The organism is Marinomonas sp. 5E14-1, assembly GCF_039939215.1.
Classification (GTDB): domain Bacteria; phylum Pseudomonadota; class Gammaproteobacteria; order Pseudomonadales; family Marinomonadaceae; genus Marinomonas.
On the sequence record NZ_JBDXMW010000005.1, the window covers coordinates 199,461 to 219,257 of the forward strand.

Genomic DNA, 19,797 nt, shown 5'->3' on the forward strand with positions numbered 1-19,797 from the left:
CTAAGTCCAAATATCACCATATTGATCTCGGTGTGTGAGGTAAACCCGCAGATCGAATTCAAGCTGATGGTAATCTGGCTCCATATAACAACAAAGCTTATAAAAAGCTTTGTTGTGTTCTTTCTCTTTCAAATGCGCCAATTCATGCACCAGAATCATTCTGAGCAAAGGCTCTGGTAGATTTCTAAATAAACTCGCAACACGAATTTCATTCTTCGCTTTTAACTTACTTCCCTGCTTTCTTGAAACAAAGGTGTGTAGACCCAGCGCATTATTAATAACGTGGATTTTATCGTCGTAAATCACTTTACTGATCGGTGGCGAACTGCGCATGAAGTCGTTTTTTATCTCCATTGCGAAATCATAAAGCCCTTTTGTACCACTTAGATTATGAGCTTGAGGATACTTTTTAGTTAACCACTCTTTGGTTTTTCCTGCCTCTAAAAGCGCCACTACTTGCTCCTGAATGTGAACACTGTAGCCATTTAAATAGCTTTTGACTGCGTTAGGAATACCATTTGGACTCATAAAAAAAGCTCATTGATCAATATTAGAGAAGGGTGATGATGTGCATTCTATACGAAATCCACCTTTTACTATCACAAAAAAAGCCCGCAACCTGTGCGAGCTCTTTCATCTATATCCTTCAAGATTAAGGCTTTTTATTCAAGTCCCAATCATAATCTAAGAACGAAATATCTAAGTTCTTAGCATTCAGTTGTGCTACAGCGTCTGTCGTTAATGCCAAGCTCTCAGAGTACGTCACTAAAAAAGCTTCTAGTGAATCATAACCTTTCCAACCTTTTTCAAAGTCTTCTCGGTACCATTTGAAGATAGAAGACAATTCTACCTTGTCGCCATTCAAGCGATTACGGCTACGATCCGCTAAGAAGAGCTCTGTTTGCGCTTCTAACAAGCTGTCTAAGTTATTCCCTTGGAAAGCTTGATTTGCCAATGCTGGGCAGCCAATGCTCGCACAATTAACCACAAAATGAATACGCGGGTCATTGTAGCGATCTGAGCCGCGAATCAAGGTATGTTCTACATTATCTAGAGAGCGCTTCTCACCCAACAGGGTGACAATCTTTTTACTCCAAGGCGAGCTAAATAAACTGCCTAAATCTTTAATGGAATCCAAATCTGGCCATTTCGTTAGAATAAATTCCACCGTCCACGCATTATATGCGTTGATCAAGAAAGCCAGTTGATCATCTTTAGGCCAACTATCAAATTTTGTTTGGCTCACATTAGCCAAACTGTCTAAGTAGCTTTTCAAAGACGCTCTGTCGCCTGCAAAACCTTGATAATCCACTTGGCTGGCTTGTCCGCCATTCAAGAGATGTACATTTTGCTGTAATAAGTCGTTCCATGAAGTGTGATCAAACGCGTTTTCCGCGTTGACCACAGCACTTTGCAATCCAATAATCGTGAATAAAGTAATCAACCAGTTTTTCATGGAATTAACCTCGACGCCATGTATGATATTTCTCTAACCAGCTCAGAATACGTTCTGGAGTGTGTGCTCGCTTCCACTCACCTGCCGCGTACTTGTTCGATTCCGCCCACGTTGGATAAGTGTGAATCGTACCTAGGATTTTGTTCAGACCTAGACCATGTTTCATGGCTAATACGAATTCCGCTAACAAGTCTCCTGAATGTTCACCGACAATCGTGACACCTAAGATTTTGTCTTTACCCGGAACGGTTAAGACTTTCACAAAGCCTTTTGTTGCGCTTTCTGCGATGGCACGATCAAGCTCATCAAACTCATAGCGCACCATTTCATACGCAATACCTTGCTCTTTGGCTTCTTGCTCGCTTAAACCTACACGCGCCACTTCAGGGTCAACAAAAGTTGCCCAAGGAATAACACGATAATCCGCACGGAATTTTTTAAAGGTACCAAATAAAGCATTCACCGCTGTGTACCAAGCCTGATGAGCGGCAACATGAGTAAACTGATAAGGGCCAGCCACATCACCCGCTGCATAGATATTCGGATAAAGCGTTTCAAGGTAATCATTCGTCACGATATTACGATCCGTTTCGATGCCCAGATTTTCCAAACCATAACCTTCAAGGCGCGCTTGACGACCAACAGCACAAAGCAAGGCATCAAATTCAATGACACTTTCTACGCCGGCTTTTTCAACGATCAAACGTTTCACATCGCCTTCTTTCTCACAACGCACGGCATTATGAGACGTTAAGATGTTCACACCATCGGCTCTCATACTTTTCTGCACAAGTTCAGAAACTTCTTGATCTTCACGAATCATGATGCGTTCGCCACGTTCTACTTGTGTTACGTTCGAACCTAGGCGTGCAAAGCTTTGGGCCAACTCAGAACCGATTGGGCCACCGCCTAATACAACAAGACGTTTTGGTGGCTCATCAAATTTTGCGAATTCTTCCCAAAGCGTATCACTCGTGTAATAACCCACATCGTCTAGGCCAGGTAATGGTGGTACGAATGGACGAGCACCTGTCGCCAATACAATACTGCGAGCCGTCATGCGTTTCGTTCCGCCTTCATTCAGTTGAATTTCAACTGTCCAAGGGTCGATCAGCTTCGCATAACCTTGTACAACATCCACACCTAAGCTTGTATAACGCTCAACGCTGTCATGTGGTTCTACTTTACTTACTACATCATGCACACGTGCCATGACTTTCTTGAAGGAGAATGTTGGCTCGCTACTTTCTAAACCGTAATTTTCAGCATTGCGCATTTGCTGGGCAATTTTGGCGCTTTTTATAATCGCTTTACTTGGTACACAACCATAGTTAAGGCAATCACCACCCATTTTATGAGCTTCAATTAACGTTACTTTCGCTTTTACCGCAGCCGCAATGTAAGCACTCACTAAGCCACCAGCACCGCCACCAATAACAATCAAGTTACGATCAAATGTTTTTGGTTTTGTATAACCCGCATAAACACGACGCGCTTTAATCAAGTTAATCAATTTTTTAGCAATCAAAGGAAACACCCCAAGTAAAACAAAAGAAAGCAGCAATGGAGGAGATAAAATGCCTGACAAGCTGTCTAACTGACCAAGCTGCGTACCTGCATTAACGTACACAAAAGTACCTGCCAACATGCCTAGCTGGCTCGCCCAGTAGAATGTAAAAGCACGAATGGTTGTTAAGCCCATTAATAGGTTAATCAAGAAGAAAGGGAAAATAGGAACAAGGCGAAGTGTGAATAAGTAGAATGCACCTTCTTTTTCGATGCCTTCGTTAAACGCCTTTAAGCGATCACCAAAGCGTTTTTGCACCGTGTCCTGAAGTAAGTAACGAGAAACAAGAAAGGCTAAAGTTGCACCAATACTACTGGCGAAAGAAACGATTAATAAGCCCCAACCTAAACCAAATAGAGCACCAGCGGCTAATGTCATAATCGCGGCGCCAGGTAAAGATAAGGCCGTCACAATTACATATAAGATTAAGAATGCGCCACCTATTAAAAGAGGGCTTTCAGCTCGCCATGCTTCAAATGTGTCTAAACCTGACTTCAAACCATCTAAGGTTAGTAGCTTATGCAAATCAAAATAAAAAAATACGACAGCAAGTGCCGCAATAATGACCAATAACCCAATTTTCTTCATGCAAGACTCCAATAAAAATCATTCCAGAGCAAATCAACACGTTATGCTACTGATGTTGTAAATATTAGACGCCAAAAAAAGAATAATGTTACATGTTTAGTAAATATTTCTGGGAAAAACGCTCAAAAGCCACAATTCATCCATTTTATATGACTAATGAGGTCGATTTTGTCTGTTAAATCGTTTTAGAAGAGGCAATCAGACGGAACACAAAAAAGCAGGCTAATAATCCTAAACAGCAGATGCTGAGCACCAAAGACACCACACCATTCACGCCAAATAGAGTAACGAGGGTCGCAAAAGCTGGCGGCCCTATCGTCGCGCCAAGGTTACCAAACTGAGCAATAAGCCCATAACCCTGCGCTTGTTCCGTTGGATTTCTCGCTAATACAGGGATCAAAGCCAACGATGCGCCAGGAATCATACCAACGAATAAAATAAGCACACCAACAACAAACGCAAACCAAAGTGGCTCCTGATGGATAAACAATAAAGTGAGTCCACATATAGCCACAGTCGAATACGCCATCATGGCGACACGCTGGGGTTTCATAATATATTGCGCCAGTGCACCAGCAATAAAAGTGCCGCTAGTGCTGACCAATGGAAGAACCACCAGCATCAACGCTTGAATCGTTGAATCATTTACTAATCGTGGAATATACGTCAGGAGAGAAACCAACATACAGGTATAAAAAAGAAACACCATGCTTGGCAAAAGCGCCCTTGGATTACGGTAGACATTCATCATCTGACGCAGAAAACTGCTTTGAGTAGGACTTGCTGGAGCAATATCTAACACAGGGTTCTTGCGTAATAATACAAATAAGACAAAACCCATGATGGAAATCAGCACGCCATGACCAAAAAACAGTTCACGCATACCATAGTTGTCTAATGTCCATTTTCCTATGCCGCCACTTACCGCAAAAGCCACACCAAAAAATGTTCCCCATAACCCCATAGTCAAAGATCGATGTTTATCTGAACTTAACTTGGCAATTAAAGTGGGTGCCGAAACGACCACGCCCAGTTGAGAGAAACCTTCTAAGATGCGCGTCATAAAGATCAATTCAAAAGGCGGTAATGTCGCTTGGATAAAAGACAAAGCTCCGCCTAAAAATAAAGCGCCCATCAATACTTTAAGGTAGCCAACGCGGCTAGCAATCATGCCGCCAAACACGCCAAACACCAAACCTGCCACACCAACAACCGATAACGCCGCGCCAGTTAATGTTGCGCCTGTTTGGTAATGTTGTAGCAAAGCATCATAAGAAATAGAGAATTTGGCAAATTGCATGGCGGTAAATACGCCAGCAATCCAGAGAAATATGACGGGGATAAATTGTGTTTTCAATGCGTCTTGAGAAGTCGCAGCAGTATGGTTCGCCATTGAGCGTCCTTAATAAAAATCACAGTTTGGAAAACTTGATCAAATAGACAAAATTAAGGCGGTATTCTAAACAAAACCACTTACTTTAGGGGAGGTTTTTTCTACTTTTCTAACTTAAAGCAAGATACATAGAAACAGCGCCAGAAAAGCGCTGCTTCTTATTTATGATTAGTGAGCCGCTGTGCTCAATTCATTGTTTCTCAACTCTTTCAGACGAAGTCCTATGTTTCCTAAAATCAACATAGCGCCACCAACAATTTGATACGTTGTTAGCCCCATATCTAGGAAGAACCAATTAATCGCCGCGGCAAAAACAGGAAAGGATAACTCAGCTAATGTTGCCATCTGTGCAGGCACGGTTCGTAAACCTTTATAGTAAAACCACATGCCAATCAAACCACTCAATAATGCCATGGTAACCGCCAAACCTAGATCTATAGGCTGCATGGCAACTAGGCCATCCCACTGAAAAATAGCCAATGGCAATAAAACGAGCAAACCCGCCACAAAGCGACCGGATAAAATGGCATTAGCAGGCATGTCTTGATGAGATAAGTACTTCCCACACACGGTCGCTGCTCCCCAAGCCATCACAGCCATCAAGGTAAAGCCGTATCCTTTGATCACACTCTCAACATCACTTGAGTAATGCCATTGAGCTTCGCCTAAAGTGCGTAAATCTGGCCACATCATCACAAAGCTGCCTAATAAAATAACAGCCGCCCAGCGTAAGAACTGGCCTTCAATACGCTCTTTTAAGAACCAGTAAGCTAATAAGATCGCCACAATGGGTTGTAGTTTTTGTAACAGGATCACGACCGTTGGGTTTAAATATTGAAAAGCGGCGGTGAATGCCAAAGTACCAATCGCAGAGCCTACGCCACCAATAAAAAAGAGACACAAAGCACTGTTTCTAGACATATGGCGGTAAAGGTGGCGATAGCGCCATAGAATTGGGCTTAGTATCAAAACTAATGTGATGTGTTCAACGAGTACGATTTGTATCGTTGAATATCCCGCGTTAAGCAGCGGATAGCGAATCAATGTATCCAGTGCCCATGTAAAGCACGCGATCATGATAAAGAATGTTCCTGCCATCTTGGTATCTCCAAATCAGTAAGATGCACAGGGGTGATGAGGAATATACCAAGACTCCTACATAGCCAAAGCATGTAAGAAAAAACGCGTAGAAAGCGCCAACAAAAATAACCATCTCTCGCTAAGAGAAATGATTCTTTGTTGCTTGGTCGATCTTCTATCATCCGGACTGTAACCGTCGGCTCTGGAGTCTCACCAGATCTGCTGACCTTAGTTTTAATAGAAATTAAATCTAAGCGCTCGCGGGCTTTTTAATAGAACACCACAGAAGTGCACTTATTAAATTACCGCCGGTGGGGAATTTCACCCCGCCCCGAAGTTCGATTAATGTAAAAAGTAATGGGTTAACTCTAAACCCATCCTCGTTTTTAGGCAATATACTCAGTCACGAGAAAGCCATTTTATACTGCATCTTAACTAGAAATTGCTATACACTTCCGTCCTCTCATTAAGATTCTCTGAATGAAAAGGAACTTACGTGCAAACATCTTCAAGAAGTGGCGTTTTTTACGCGTTAAGCGCATTTGTTCTGTGGGCGATTACGCCCATTTACTTTAAAGAAATGTCGTTTCTTCCCGCAACGGAGATCCTTTCACATCGTATTATCTGGTCTTGCCTTATTGTCTTAGTCTTGATTCTAATACTAGGTTACGGCAAAGCACTTAAAGCCGTGATCCAGTCGCCAAAAACCTTAATGGCCATGGCAGTTTCTACTGTGCTGATTGCAATCAACTGGGGAACATTTATTTGGGCCGTACAAAACGACCAAATGCTCAGCGCCAGCTTGGGTTACTACATTAATCCGCTCATTAGTATTTTATTGGGTGTGATCTTTTTCAAAGACAAACTAGATAGAGTCCGTAAGGTCGCGGTTCTATTATGTTTTGGAGCAGTAGCATTTGAGGTGATCAAGTTCGGCTCTTTGCCTTGGGTTGCCTTATCTCTCGCCATCAGTTTTGGCTTTTATGGCTTAGTACGTAAAAAAGTCGCAGTGGATAGTTTTACTGGTATGGCGGTTGAAACAGGAATCCTTTTACCTTTCTCGCTCATTTATTTGATGTTGACGAACTCTTCCTCTGTGAACATTTTCGACAACAGCACGACCACCAATTTATTACTTTTCGCGGCAGGCCCAGTTACCATGATCCCACTCATGTGTTTTGCTGCGGCGGCGAACCGCGTCAGCATGGTTACGCTCGGCTTTTTTCAATATATTGGCCCAACCGGCATGTTTATTTTGGCGGTGTTTTTATATAGCGAACCATTAAGTATCGATAAGCTGATTACCTTTATTTTAATTTGGGCTGCTTTGACTATGCTGGTGTTCGACTCTATTCGTCGACTGCGTAATACTCGGGCAAAAAACGTGTTACAAAAAAGCCAAGAAACGCCCTAAAATCGGCTCATACAGATAAGTCGGTTTTTCATCAACTTAGCTTGCACAACGTTTCCGCCATACGATTTAAGCCGTTTCAGGGCAACCACATCACTCTCAAGATAACAGGCATAATCAAACAACCCTTTATGTATGATCGCCTTCCTCCCCTCTAGAAAAGGTTATAGAGGACGGCTTTATATAAATTATTCCGTTTTAAACGAGCCAGCAATGACTTCTATATCCTTAACTAATGGATTGTTTTTTTGGCAAATAAGGGAAATATTGAAAATAGGCTGTTTTTCGTTCGCTGGTTGCGTTGATAGTAAGGATTCATATCGGCTGTTTTTGACCATGCCTGCGCCTATCACGGTATAACCAAGCCCTGCTGCAACGCAGCCTAAGACACCTTCAACACTGCTCATTGTCATCCTTTCTTCTTGTGTTTTACCCACCTGACTTTGCCAATTTAAAGCCGCTTCTCGATACCCACACCCCATCTCTCGGACGATGAGTACGGGGTTATATGGTAAATTCAATGGCTCAACTAAAATGAGATCTTCTTCAATAATGGGATAGCAGAGCAAATTGTCATATAAAACTTTACTGCCAACAAAAGCACAATCGACCTTATTGTTGTGCACTGCGGTAATGAGTTCAGCGGTGGTTGCGGTGACTATTTTGGGTTTTGTATGAGGTCTGGTTTTTTTGAGTTTTTTTAAAACATAAGGTAAATGCACTGCTGCAAAGGTTTCAGTGGTTCCGATTTTGAGTTCATGAAGACCTTTGTTTTCTAAAATGACAGTACGAGCGTGATACTCTAACTGGGTAATCTGTTTCGCATAGTCATACAGTAATGCCCCTACAGAAGTGAGCTCAAGCTTTCGGCCTGTTAGCGTAAATAGCTTTACGTCTAATTCATCTTCTAGCTTTTGGATCCGCATAGAAATATTAGAAGGTACGGTATGAAGCGCTTCAGAAGCACCTTTTATCCCGCCTTCGTCAACAATGGCGGTGAATGTTTTAAGACTAATAATTTCCATACAATTATGTTTCTTTAATATTGAAATGTATGTTCAAAATTATTCTATTTTTTAGAATATTTAAAGCTTTTATACTGCTTTTTTCTTTTCGTCGGGCCATGTCATGCAAACAAATCTTAATAGAATGAAAGTCTATATTGCTGGTATATGCAGCTTGATATTAACGGCGGGGGTTGCCCGTTTTTCCTATACCTCTTTATTACCTATTATGCAGTCTGATGCAGGATTAAATGAAATCACAGGTGGCTGGTTAGCGACGGTGAATTATGCAGGCTATTTAACAGGCGTCCTGATTGTTGCTAATTTGAGTAACCTGAATCACAAATTTACCCTCTATCGCTTGTATCTATTGATGGCGATTCTAACAACCGCCGGTATGGCATTCACAACCGATATTTATCTATGGTCAATCCTCCGCTATTTCTCTGGAATATGTACGTCAGCCGGTTTTGTTCTCGCTTCTGGATTGATTCTAAAATGGTTAGTAAGCCAAGGAAAAAGAGGTGAGCTGGGGATCCATTTTTCTGGTATTGGTTTGGGTATTTTTTTAGCAGCGTTGTTAGTTGAACTACTACTGGCTTGGTCTGTTGGGTGGCAAGATCAATGGTTATACCTTGCCTTGATGGGGATCGTATTTGCGATTCCCGCTTGGGTTTGGATGCCGGATCCAGCCAAGATCATAGTACATCACAGTGTGAAAGAAGTGGTGGATCAACCGCCGACTAAGGCTTTTGCATGGATTTTTATGATGGCCTATTTTTGCGCTGGTTATGGGTATGTGGTTAGCGCGACTTTTATTGTTGATATTGTCGAGGGCTTTTCTGTTTTGGAAGGGCGCGGACAACAAATTTTCATTTTATTGGGCTTAGCGGCAACACCTGCTGTACTGATTTCGGATTTGTTGGCTCGTCGATGGGGGTATTTAAGAACGTTACTGCTGGCTTATGTTCTTCAAATCATTGGTATTGTATTACCAGGTATCAGTGAAAATTTCTTTGTTGTTGGTATTGGTGCGATTTTATTTGGTGCTACTTTTGTTGCTTGCGTGAGTCTTGTTTTAACGATGGCGGGGCATTTTTACCCTTCTAATCCCGCTAAGTTTATGGGCAAAATGACTTTAGCTTATGGATCTGCTCAGATTATTGCCCCGACGTTAACTGGCGCACTCACCTCTTGGTTAGGAAATTATGATTTAGGGTTGTATTTGTCAGGTGGCATTATGTTATTCGGCGCCTTTTTGGTGATGACTCTGATTAAGCTAAGCCCTAAAATCTAAAATCTAAAATCTAAAATCTAAAATCTAAAATCTAAAATCTAAAATCTAGCCCAGACTAAAACACTCAGGTTATTGATGAATAGCCTGAGTATGGTTTGTTGATAAAGCACTTGCTTTAAATAGGAGGGATAAAAGCCTGAACCTCGGGCAGTGTGCCCTGATATTTTTTTATTTCCACTAAAGCAGATTGTGCTGCTGGGCCTTGCGATAAACGTGAGGTACGATAATCGTGTGTTAAAACGTTCGGATTACCATGCCTATCCTGATGATTTTTATCTTGTAAATTCGGGTCATACCAAGCGCCAGTCCATAAGAAAACCGTGCTTTGCCGTATGTCTTCCGTAACGTTTGCTCCTGCTAAACATTGCCCACGCTCATTGAACACAATCACCACATCCCCATCCTTAATACCTCGTTTGGCCGCATCATTTGGGTGAATTAAAATAGGCTCTCTATTTTGTATTTTCATACTTTTAGAGTAAGCACCTTCATCAAGTTGGCTGTGTAAACGTGTGGCAGGTTGCCCTGAAATCATGTGTAAACCAAATTGTGAGGTATCGGCTCCAAGCCATTCTCTAGGAGGAAGCCAAGTTGGCTGCCCCGGACAATCTTCATATTGGAAACCAGCAATAACATCAGAAGCCAGCTCTATTTTTCCGCTTGGCGTTGTTAATGGATATTGGTCAGGGTCTTGGCGAAAATCAGAAAGAAACACCCCTTGTAGCGCTGGGTCATCGAAGCTGATTATGTCTCCTTTAAGAAATGTACTTAAGTCGGGAAGATCCTTTTTATGCTGTTTGGCTTCCTTTTGTAATGAAGCCCACATTTCTTCTAGCCATTGGTCTGAGGTCATTTCACGGCTAAAATCTGTATTTATGTTAAGTCGCTTTTCAAGTTCAGAATAAATATCAAACTCTGTTCTTGCTTCAAACGGTGGCGGTATGATTTGTGGCATAGGAATGACGGCATTATCTTGAGTACCAGCGCCTATATCTGTGCGTTCAATGGTAGAGGCGACAGGTAAAACAATATCCGCGTGTCGAGCGGTTGCTGTCCAGCTGATTTCATTGACAATCACGGTCTGAGGTTTTTGGAAGGCTTTGCGCAGTCGATTAAGATCTTGGTGATGATGAAATGGGTTACCACCGGCCCACCAAACCATTTTTATATCGGGAAAAACTCTAGTCTGTCCGTTGTACTCATAGGGCGTATTAGGAGACAAAAGCATCTCTGAGATCATCGCAACGGGGATAAAGTCTTCCACAGGGTTTTTCCCTTGTGGAAAGGAAGGCCAGCGAAGAGGGCGATCAACCACACCAATACTGGCGTCAGCACCATAACCAATACCAAAACCGCCGCCCGGTAAACCAATTTGGCCCAACATAGAGGCTAAAAGTACCGTCATCCATAAGGGCTGCTCTCCATACTCTGCCCGCTGTAAACCAACAGCTGTACAAATAAGGGTGCGTTTAGATGCCATTTCTCGTGATAACGCTATGATTTTTTGGGCAGGAATCCCTGATTGTTCTTCAGCCCAAGCGGCATCTTTGACAATGCCGTCAATGTTGCCTAATAAGTAAGCTTTATTCTTATCAAAACCAACAGTGTAACGTTCAACAAAAGACTTATTGTATAAATCTTCTACGATCAGCGTATGGGCAATCGCCATCATTATTGCGGTATCGGATCCGGGTTTGGGAGCCAGCCATTCGGCATTTAATTCGGTTGCTGCATCATTTTTTAAAGGGCTAAAGTTGACGAATCGAACGCCAGTATCGACACAGGCTTTCATATCACCTTTCAAAGAATGTTTGGCAATACCGCCACCGGAAACCTGAGCATTACGCAGCGGGATACCGCCAAACATAACCACCAGTTCGCCTTCATCTTTAACGGTTGTCCAGCGTGTTGCTTGTTTAACGTGATCACGAAAATTACCCACAATATAAGGCATAAGCACTAAGGCTGCGTTATAACTGTAGTTTCCTTCAGAGCGAACAAATCCACCAATACTGTTTAAAAAACGCTTTAGCTGGCTTTGAGCATGATGAAAGCGGCCAGCACTAGACCAACCATAAGACCCTGCGAATAGGGCGTTATTACCATAATCTGTACGGACTCTTGTTAACTCTTTTGTAATGAGATCAAAAGCGGTCTCCCAACTGACTTCTATAAACTTTTCCGTACCTCGTTCTTTGGTTGCTCCTAATGGCCCATATTTTAAATAACTTTCTCGAACGGCAGGCCTTTGGATTCGAGATCGGCCTTGTAAAGCGCCAGGGATGTTATCGTTAATAGGTGAAGGGTTTGGGTCATCTGGATGAGAGGAAACCGTCAGTTTCTTATCGTCTAATTTGATCACACTGGCGCCCCAGTGATTTGAGGTAACATAAGAATTTGTATTCTTGCTGCTCATTATAAAACGGGCTCCGTTCAAAAAACCAAACAATGCTCAGTTCTTATCATGTGTTTATTGACTAATAAAGAAGGTGGAAAGGCTTTGATGATCGAGCTCATCAAAGCCAAATTACTTATTAATGTGAGGCAATGCGCATTCGCTTTTTCAAATAGACGCCATATTGGCTTAATGAAAAAATAAAGCTCCAATAAATAAGGCCAACGAATACATAGACCTCCATATAGTAAGGAGCCCATAAAGCACTCCCAAATGCAGCGTTAGCTGAGGCCAAGACATCAAAGAAACCAATGATAATAACAATGGCTGTCTCTTTAAAGGTAACCACGACCATATTAATGGTACTGGGCAGAGAGTGTCTAAATACTTGAGGCATAATGATGTTGGCAAGGATTTGATAGTAACTCAAACCTAATGCATCACCAGCTTCAAACTGGCCTTTGTGAATGGCCTGAAAACCTCCGCGAAATACCTCTGCTTGATAACAGGCAAAAAAGAGCGCAAAAGCAATAATGACTCGCCAAATTTTGTCTCCTACCATCCAATCAGGCAGTAAGATCGGCATCACCACAGCAGCAACGAATAACGTAGTGAGTAGTGGTAATGATCGGATCAAATCAATGAAAACCGATACCCCATAACTGATAACAGGCAGCTTCGAACGACGAGCCAATGCCAAGCCCAGCCCCATTGGCATACCTAATAAAACAACCGAAGAGAACAGAAACAGTGTTAATGCTAAACCGCCCCATTGGCCTGTTGGCACATGAGTTAAACCTAAGATGCCACCTCGCATTAAAAAGAAAAAAGTAAAAAAGCCAATCACCCAAAGAATGGACAATCGTTTTGTCGACCAAAAGGTAGGAAGACAGGAAAGAATAATGGTCGTTACTATGGCAATACAAGCTAATGTCGGACGCCAGTGTAAATCATAAGGATACAATCCAAATAAAATCAGTTTGTAACGAGCATCAATCACTGACCAACAAGCTCCAGCAGCGGCTTGGCATTGATCAACGCTTTCTTCTAGCCAAACCGCATCGAGTAAGGCCCAGTTAAAAATAGAATAGATAGCCGTTAATAAAATGGTAAAAAAGCAAAGACTGATAAAACCATCCACCTTTGAGTGAAAAGCCCTTGTACGTAAGACGTGCATGAGAACCTTATAACGTGATGACGCTTTCAGTGACCATGCTTTTTGATTCGATTGAGATAAAGTACTCATATTAATGCCCTTTTAACCTCATTCGTTCATTCAAGTAATTAACAAACTGCGCAAGAGAAAAATTAATAAGTAAAAACGCACCCATTAAAATTGCAATTAATTCAAGCGTTTGTCCGGATTGCGTAATGGATGTGGAGATCAACATAAAGAGGTCACTAAAACCAATGGCCACACCAACCGTTGTCGCTTTCATCATAAAGACCCATTGATTGCCCAAAGGTGGAATGATAGTGCGAAGCGCCATAGGGACTTTGATTTTCCACCAGACCATACGTTCATTCAGCCCTAAGGAATTTCCCGCCTCTACTAACCCTTTTGGGACTTCATTTAAGCCGCCCCTGACGATTTCACCAATATACGCCGCACCATAAAGAGAGGTGCTGATAATCATAGTAACAAGTTCGACTGGTACTGTGGTTCCCCCTACAAATCTAAGGCCTTTTAGTTCGGGAATAGACAACAAAGGCCCATCAATAAAAAAGAGAGAATACAGGACCGCTATGCCAAAAAGAGCGGCATAAAACCATTTTGACGGAAGCCGTTTTAATTCAGGAATCCGGTTTTTTAACATCCAGTACCCAGTTAAAACGATCAAAAAGGCGATGAAGAAGACAGGCGAAGCATTAACACTTGGGATCATAAAGCCTCGATTTGATAAATAGGCAATATCAAATAGATCATAAGCCTGTCGTGGACTGGGCATGTGTATTAATACGGAATACCAAAAAACCAATTGAAGAATAAGTGGAATGTTCCTAAAGGTTTGAATGAAGATGGTCGCAATCGCTTGAATGGTAATATTATGGGAATCTCTTGCTGTACCAATAAGAAACCCTAAAATAGTAGACGTAATTATCGTCAAAGTTCCTAGAAATAATGTATTAACAAATCCTGAAAATAGAGTCCATTTATAAGGGTCATTAACGTTTGTCTCCAGTAAAGAAAAGGAGTAGCCCCAGCCAGTTGACCTTTCTAAAAAGTTGAAACCACTTGAAATTCCAAGGTCAGCCAGATTAGTGCGAGCGCTTGAAAAAGCGCCCGCTATGACCAAAATGACGACCGCTAAAAACACAACTTGAATGAGTAGGTTCTTCATGTTGAGTTTTTTACTTCTTATTGCAGACATAATGTCTCGCCTCTTGGTCTATAGGATTAATCTAGGATTGGAGCATAAAGAACACCATCATGACTCCAGAGGTTGTTCAAACCTCGTTCAAGATTATAAGGTGAATTTTTACCTAGATTACGGTCGTAAATTTCAGAGAAATTACCCACCGCTTTAATCACATCTTTCGCCCATGTTTCACGTAGACCAAGACGCTCACCAATACCAGGTGACGTCCCTAATAGTCGAGCAACCGTTGGGTTAGTTGGATTTTTCGCCATTTCCTCCACGTTTGCTTGAGTCACGCCATGCTCTTCAGCAAGCAATAACGCCGCTAATGTCCAGTTAACCGTATCAACAAATTCATCATCCCCTTGACGCATTGCCGCTGCAATAGGTTCATTTGATAGCGTATCGTTCAGGATGATGTTTTCATCAGGGTTACCCATTTGATTGGATCTAAGAACCGCTAAACTAGGCCCCCAACCACCAAAAGCATCACAACGACCGGATTGATAAGCGGCCATGACTTCCGCATTTTTTTCGTATGAAACGATTTTGTGATCGATGCCCAGATCCGCCATTTTGTCGGCGATAAGGCGCTCATTTGTTGTACCAGCTTCAACACAAATAGTGCCGCCTTCTAATTCTTTCGCCTCTGTAATACCCAGTTCGGCTTTAGCCATCATCTGAGTACCACCGAAGAAATAAGGCATACTAAATTGTAAACCCAGCTCAGTATCACGGCCCATCGTCCAACCTGTCGCTTTGATGATGATGTCCACATCACCTGACTGAAGCGCAGGGAAACGCTGTGCCCAGCTCAAAGGAATGATTTTAGCTTTACTTGGGTCGCCTAAAATCGCTGTGGTCACCGCATGGCAAATATCAATGTCTAAGCCTTTCCATTCATTTTTATCGTTTACTTCCACAAAACCAAAGTAGCTACCATTATGACCACTGCATAACATGGTGCCTCGGTCTTGAATGGCTTTCACCGTAGGGCTTTGTGCAAATGACATCGAAGTGACTGAAATCGCACAGGCGGCAATGGCTGTTGTTAAAATAGGTTTAATCGTTTTTATCATAATCTAGCTCCTTTTGTTTCATATAATGAAATCTTTGTTCTATTTAGTGATATATCAGGTTTATTTTTATGTCAATAATTAATAAAAATTAATATTTAGGTTTTCTATATCTGAATAGATCGAAGTAATTTAGAGGAGTAATTAGCAAACTCTATGCCTATTTTTGAAAGGAGATGTTTCTAAGAGGTGAGAAAAGGAGCTAGAAAGTAAAAAGCCACTCGATTTGAGTGGCTTTTTTATAAATAAATAACAATATAAAACTATATATCTTTCAATGTGTTACTTAAGCTTTTTCCAGCCTGAATGACAGTATGAATAATTTTATCAATGTCTTCATCTGGTGTATTGATAGCCGGAGCTGAAATGCCGATGGAAGCAATTACTTCATTATTTGCAGAAAATACAGGAGCAGCAATACTAATCACTTCTGCTCGATACTCTCCCAAATCAATTGCGACACCTGTTTCTCTGATTTTTTCCACTTCAATATCGAGTGCTTCAATCGTCGTAATGGTTTTGTCAGTATAAGAGCCTAAATTACCAATCAGCTTTTCACGAAGCGTTTCATAATTAAAAGCCAGTAATGCTTTACCGGTTGCAACACAGTGAATAGGCGCGTTACCGCCTTTTGGCGTGTAGGTCCGAATCGCTTTTGTACTTTCTACTTTTTCGATATACAGAGTCGATAAACCGTCTAAAACGGACAAATAAACCGCTTCGCCAGTGATACTAGACAGGTATTGCATTTGGCTAATAGATAATCGTGGAAGATCTAATTTTTCCATAATCATCTGGCCAATTTTCCACGATTTCATTGTCGCAAAATAATGTTTATTTTGGTCTTGGCGAACATAACCATGAGCAATTAACGTCTGTAAGAGTCTGAATGTATTGGATTTTGTCAGTTCCAAGTTGCGTGCTAGTTCAGAGACACCTATTCCTTTTGCTTCTGTTGCAAGAGCTTCAATAATCGAAAGCCCTTTTGAAAGTGTTGAATCTACCCTTCCTGTCATGAATCCGTAACCTTAATTTTGTAAGTCTTTCATGCCTGTAACATATTGAAAATGCTAAGAAATATAAAAATTTTCAGACAATATTGTGAGTGTATCGCCACTCATGTTTTCCACTTGGCCAATACAGTATATCTCTTATCAATTAAGTATTTCAGCTAATAAATACTTTTATAGGCAGCAGTATAAAGTGATCGTATGCCGAATTAAAGGATCAGCCTAATGGAGAAACCTTTATGGTGCGAAAGATTGATTTATGCACACATATGGTTCCTATAATAAAACTAGTGTTCTGAATATTGACACAAATGATTTCCATGTTCTAAAGTGTGGCGTATCTTATACGAGGAGAAACGAAGTGAAACATGCTGATGAAGCTTTAACGAATGCGTTAATTCATTTGGGACGAGACAACCAAAGCAATGGCCGTTCGGTAAATCTGCCTATGTATCAAGCATCAACCATGCTGTTCAATACAGTAGAGGAATTTGAGCAAGCACGTGATTCACGGTATGAAAAAGGGACATTGTATTATGGTCGTTATGGTAACCCCGCGACATTTGAATTAGAGAACATGATGACTGAACTGGAGCAAGGCGCTGGCTGTGTCGCTGTGTCCTCCGGTTTAACCGCTTGCGTCATTTCACTGATGGCGTTTGCTAAAGCAGGAGCACATGTTCTGGTTGCAGACACAGTTTATGGGCCGACTCGTGCGTTCTGCGATAACGTATTAAAAGAATACGGCGTCAGTGTTACCTATTTCGATCCTATGATAGGAGCGGACTTATCTTCTCAAATTCAAGCCAATACGCAGGCTGTTTTCTTTGAAGCGCCAGGTTCGGCAACCTTTGAAGTGCCGGATATTCCTGCCATCGCTGCCGTAGCAAAAGCGGCAGGCGTTACCAGTATTCTTGATGGTACATGGTCAACCCCTCTCTTTTGTCAGCCTTTAACTTTAGGAGTGGATGTCGTTGTTCATTCCGGCTCCAAATACATTAGTGGTCACTCTGATGCCATGCTGGGCTTTATTGTTGCGGCATCGGAGCAAGATTATGCGAAAGCACGAAAAATGAGTTTGTCCTTCGGGGATAGAGCGGGTGCAAATGATGTATTTCTTGCCTTGCGAGGACTCAGGACATTGTCTGTTCGTTTGCGCCAGCATGAAGAAAGCACAATGAAATGCATTCAATGGTTAAAGGAACAACCTGAAGTGGAAGAGATTTTGCATCCTGCCCATTCAGATTGTAAAGGTCATGAGTTTTGGAAGCGAGATTTCAAAGGAGCGGCTGGGTTGTTTAGCGTGGTTTTTAAATCTGGCACAGAAGAAAAAGTACGCGCCATGATCAACCACTTAACCTTGTTTGGAATTGGTTTGAGCTGGGGGGGGTATGAGAGCCTAGCATTACCCGTTGATCCGTCTTCCTTTCGAACAGCAACAACATGGCAACCAGTAGGCCCCATTGTTCGCTTTAATATTGGCCTTGAAGATGCTGACTCATTAATCCGTGATTTAGAGGCTAGTTTCACAATTTTTAAGTAATAAATGAATAGAGGTTATGAACGTGGCTATACAAAATAAAATTGATCACATTGTTATTGGTGCTGACACTCTAGAGCAAGGAATGACAGCTTTATATGATGTTTTAGGAGTGACTTTACCTAAAGCAAGTAAGCATGATGCGATGAGCACACATAACTGTGTTGCTCCTGTGGGTAATGAAAGCTTTATGGAAATTTTGTCCATTGATCCTGATGCGCCAGAACCAGGCCGAGCAAGATGGTTTGATATGGATAACCCTTCTGTACAGGCTCGTTTTCAAGTGTCTCCAACAGCTTATCATTGGGTTGTTGGTACAACAGACCTCAATGAAGTAATAGCAAACAGCCCCATTGATTTAGGTGAAATCGTGACTTTTACTCGAGGCGATAGAAGCTGGAGATTGAATATTCCAAAAGATGGCTCTTTATCTGAAGAAGGTTTAATTCCTACCTTCATCGAATGGTCACCAGGGGCACACCCATCAACGGGTATGGCGGACCTAGGTCTGTTGCTTGAAGAAGTTGTATTAACGCACCCAGATCCTACTGACCTAAAAGCAATACTTGAGGCTTTAGGGGTTTCTCATTTAGCGACGGTTATAGAAGGAAGTGAAAAAAGTGTCGCCTTCCATATTAAAAAAACCAATGGCGAAGTCGTACACCTAACGTAATTGGGTGTGTGATAAAGAAGCAATTAACTATTGAACATAAGGCAGGGCCAACACATGAATACTCCAGCGTCAGTAGCAATGAATGCTACACCCAATACATCTCATCAAGATGTCGCTATTTCTATTACTGATATGAATAAATGGTATGGCGATTTTCATGTTTTAAGGGACGTTAATTTAGAAGTGAAAAAAGGCGAAAAAATTGTGATTTGCGGGCCATCTGGGTCCGGTAAATCAACCATGATTCGCTGTATTAATCATCTAGAAGAGCATCAAGCTGGAGACATAAATGTGCTTGGCACCCTGTTGGATGACAATTTATCTAACATTCAATCTATTCGTAAAGATGTGGGCATGTGTTTTCAGCACTTCAACTTGTTCCCGCATATGACGGTCTTAGAAAACTGCACACTGGCCCCTATGTTAGTGCGCGGCCTCTCTAAAAACGAAGCGGAAAAAAGCGCGTTGGAATACTTGGACAAGGTGTGTATTGCTAATCAGGCAGACAAATTTCCGGGGCAATTATCAGGTGGGCAACAGCAGCGAGTGGCGATTGCACGTTCCCTGTGTATGAATCCTTCTATTATGTTATTCGATGAACCTACCTCAGCACTTGATCCGGAAATGATAGCCGAAGTGTTAGATGTCATGGTGAGCTTGGCCGAAACCGGCATGACAATGTTATGCGTCACCCATGAAATGGGGTTTGCACGTAAAGTAGCAGATCGTGTGATTTTTATGGATGCCGGTCAAATCATTGAAGAAAACGAGCCACAAGCCTTTTTTGATTCGCCCCAATCAGAACGAGCCAAAAACTTTTTAAGCCAAATCCTCAATCATTAAGTGAACACTCATCGAAAAGACCATTAGACAGGTAGATTTTTTAAAAATTATACGATATTGTTTTATTATACGATATATATGTTCTACATATCAGAACAGTGAGC

The 19,797-nt window shown here is 41.8% G+C and carries 16 protein-coding genes and 1 riboswitch; of the genes, 5 read left to right on the forward strand and 11 right to left on the reverse strand.

Features of this window, described 5'->3' with window-relative positions:
* From ABFY09_RS06565 to ABFY09_RS06585, 5 genes are all read right to left on the reverse strand, one after another.
* On the reverse strand, nucleotides 1–528 hold the full coding sequence (locus tag ABFY09_RS06565) for a M48 family metallopeptidase (protein ID WP_347983495.1): 528 nt from the start codon (nucleotides 526–528) through the stop codon (nucleotides 1–3).
* Nucleotides 529–652: 124 nt separating this feature from the next.
* Complete coding sequence (locus ABFY09_RS06570) at nucleotides 653–1,456, reverse strand: DUF547 domain-containing protein (RefSeq protein ID WP_347983496.1); 804 nt, start codon at nucleotides 1,454–1,456, stop codon at nucleotides 653–655.
* A gap of 4 nt (nucleotides 1,457–1,460) precedes the next feature.
* Nucleotides 1,461–3,611, reverse strand: coding sequence for an FAD-dependent oxidoreductase (locus ABFY09_RS06575; protein WP_347983497.1), 2,151 nt, complete (start codon nucleotides 3,609–3,611; stop codon nucleotides 1,461–1,463).
* 175 nt (nucleotides 3,612–3,786) lie between these two features.
* Entirely contained in the window at nucleotides 3,787–5,004 is a 1,218-nt protein-coding gene (locus ABFY09_RS06580; RefSeq protein WP_347983498.1) for an MFS transporter, read from the reverse strand.
* Between the two features lie 168 nt (nucleotides 5,005–5,172).
* A complete protein-coding gene (locus tag ABFY09_RS06585) occupies nucleotides 5,173–6,102 on the reverse strand; it encodes a DMT family transporter (protein ID WP_347983499.1) in 930 nt (309 codons plus the stop codon).
* 148 nt (nucleotides 6,103–6,250) lie between these two features.
* Nucleotides 6,251–6,427: riboswitch (FMN riboswitch) on the reverse strand.
* A gap of 153 nt (nucleotides 6,428–6,580) precedes the next feature.
* On the opposite strand from ABFY09_RS06585, the gene rarD reads away from it, so the two are divergent.
* Nucleotides 6,581–7,498, forward strand: coding sequence for an EamA family transporter RarD (gene rarD / locus ABFY09_RS06590; protein WP_347983500.1), 918 nt, complete (start codon nucleotides 6,581–6,583; stop codon nucleotides 7,496–7,498).
* A gap of 185 nt (nucleotides 7,499–7,683) precedes the next feature.
* Here the strand turns inward: rarD and ABFY09_RS06595 are convergent, their stop codons facing one another.
* Nucleotides 7,684–8,520 (reverse strand): LysR family transcriptional regulator, encoded by an 837-nt coding sequence (locus ABFY09_RS06595; RefSeq protein WP_347983501.1) that lies wholly within the window; start codon nucleotides 8,518–8,520, stop codon nucleotides 7,684–7,686.
* A 103-nt stretch (nucleotides 8,521–8,623) separates the two neighbouring features.
* Between ABFY09_RS06595 and ABFY09_RS06600 the strand changes: the two genes are divergently transcribed.
* The gene (locus tag ABFY09_RS06600; RefSeq protein WP_347983502.1) at nucleotides 8,624–9,796 is read left to right on the forward strand and encodes a YbfB/YjiJ family MFS transporter; all 1,173 of its coding nucleotides are present in this window, start codon (nucleotides 8,624–8,626) and stop codon (nucleotides 9,794–9,796) included.
* Nucleotides 9,797–9,911: 115 nt separating this feature from the next.
* On the opposite strand, the gene ABFY09_RS06605 is transcribed toward ABFY09_RS06600, so the two are convergent.
* The 5 genes from ABFY09_RS06605 to ABFY09_RS06625 all read right to left on the reverse strand — a co-directional run bounded on the left by ABFY09_RS06605 (nucleotide 9,912) and on the right by ABFY09_RS06625 (nucleotide 16,643).
* Nucleotides 9,912–12,212, reverse strand: coding sequence for a molybdopterin-dependent oxidoreductase (locus ABFY09_RS06605; protein WP_347983503.1), 2,301 nt, complete (start codon nucleotides 12,210–12,212; stop codon nucleotides 9,912–9,914).
* A gap of 118 nt (nucleotides 12,213–12,330) precedes the next feature.
* Nucleotides 12,331–13,437 carry an amino acid ABC transporter permease gene (locus tag ABFY09_RS06610; RefSeq protein WP_347983504.1) on the reverse strand — a complete coding sequence of 369 codons (1,107 nt, stop codon included), beginning with the start codon at nucleotides 13,435–13,437 and terminating at the stop codon, nucleotides 12,331–12,333.
* Between the two features lies 1 nt (nucleotide 13,438).
* Nucleotides 13,439–14,563 carry an ABC transporter permease subunit gene (locus ABFY09_RS06615; RefSeq protein WP_347983505.1) on the reverse strand — a complete coding sequence of 375 codons (1,125 nt, stop codon included), beginning with the start codon at nucleotides 14,561–14,563 and terminating at the stop codon, nucleotides 13,439–13,441.
* 26 nt (nucleotides 14,564–14,589) lie between these two features.
* Nucleotides 14,590–15,630, reverse strand: coding sequence for an amino acid ABC transporter substrate-binding protein (locus ABFY09_RS06620; protein WP_347983506.1), 1,041 nt, complete (start codon nucleotides 15,628–15,630; stop codon nucleotides 14,590–14,592).
* Between the two features lie 260 nt (nucleotides 15,631–15,890).
* A complete protein-coding gene (locus ABFY09_RS06625; protein WP_347983507.1) occupies nucleotides 15,891–16,643 on the reverse strand; it encodes an IclR family transcriptional regulator in 753 nt (250 codons plus the stop codon).
* A 355-nt stretch (nucleotides 16,644–16,998) separates the two neighbouring features.
* Between ABFY09_RS06625 and metC the strand changes: the two genes are divergently transcribed.
* The 3 genes from metC to ABFY09_RS06640 all read left to right on the forward strand — a co-directional run bounded on the left by metC (nucleotide 16,999) and on the right by ABFY09_RS06640 (nucleotide 19,693).
* Nucleotides 16,999–18,180, forward strand: a complete 1,182-nt coding sequence (metC, locus tag ABFY09_RS06630) for a cystathionine beta-lyase (RefSeq protein WP_347983508.1) — start codon at nucleotides 16,999–17,001, stop codon at nucleotides 18,178–18,180.
* A 22-nt stretch (nucleotides 18,181–18,202) separates the two neighbouring features.
* The gene (locus ABFY09_RS06635) at nucleotides 18,203–18,850 is read left to right on the forward strand and encodes a VOC family protein (protein ID WP_347983509.1); all 648 of its coding nucleotides are present in this window, start codon (nucleotides 18,203–18,205) and stop codon (nucleotides 18,848–18,850) included.
* Between the two features lie 78 nt (nucleotides 18,851–18,928).
* The gene (locus tag ABFY09_RS06640; RefSeq protein WP_347983541.1) at nucleotides 18,929–19,693 is read left to right on the forward strand and encodes an amino acid ABC transporter ATP-binding protein; all 765 of its coding nucleotides are present in this window, start codon (nucleotides 18,929–18,931) and stop codon (nucleotides 19,691–19,693) included.
* The last annotated feature ends 104 nt before the right edge of the window (nucleotides 19,694–19,797 follow it).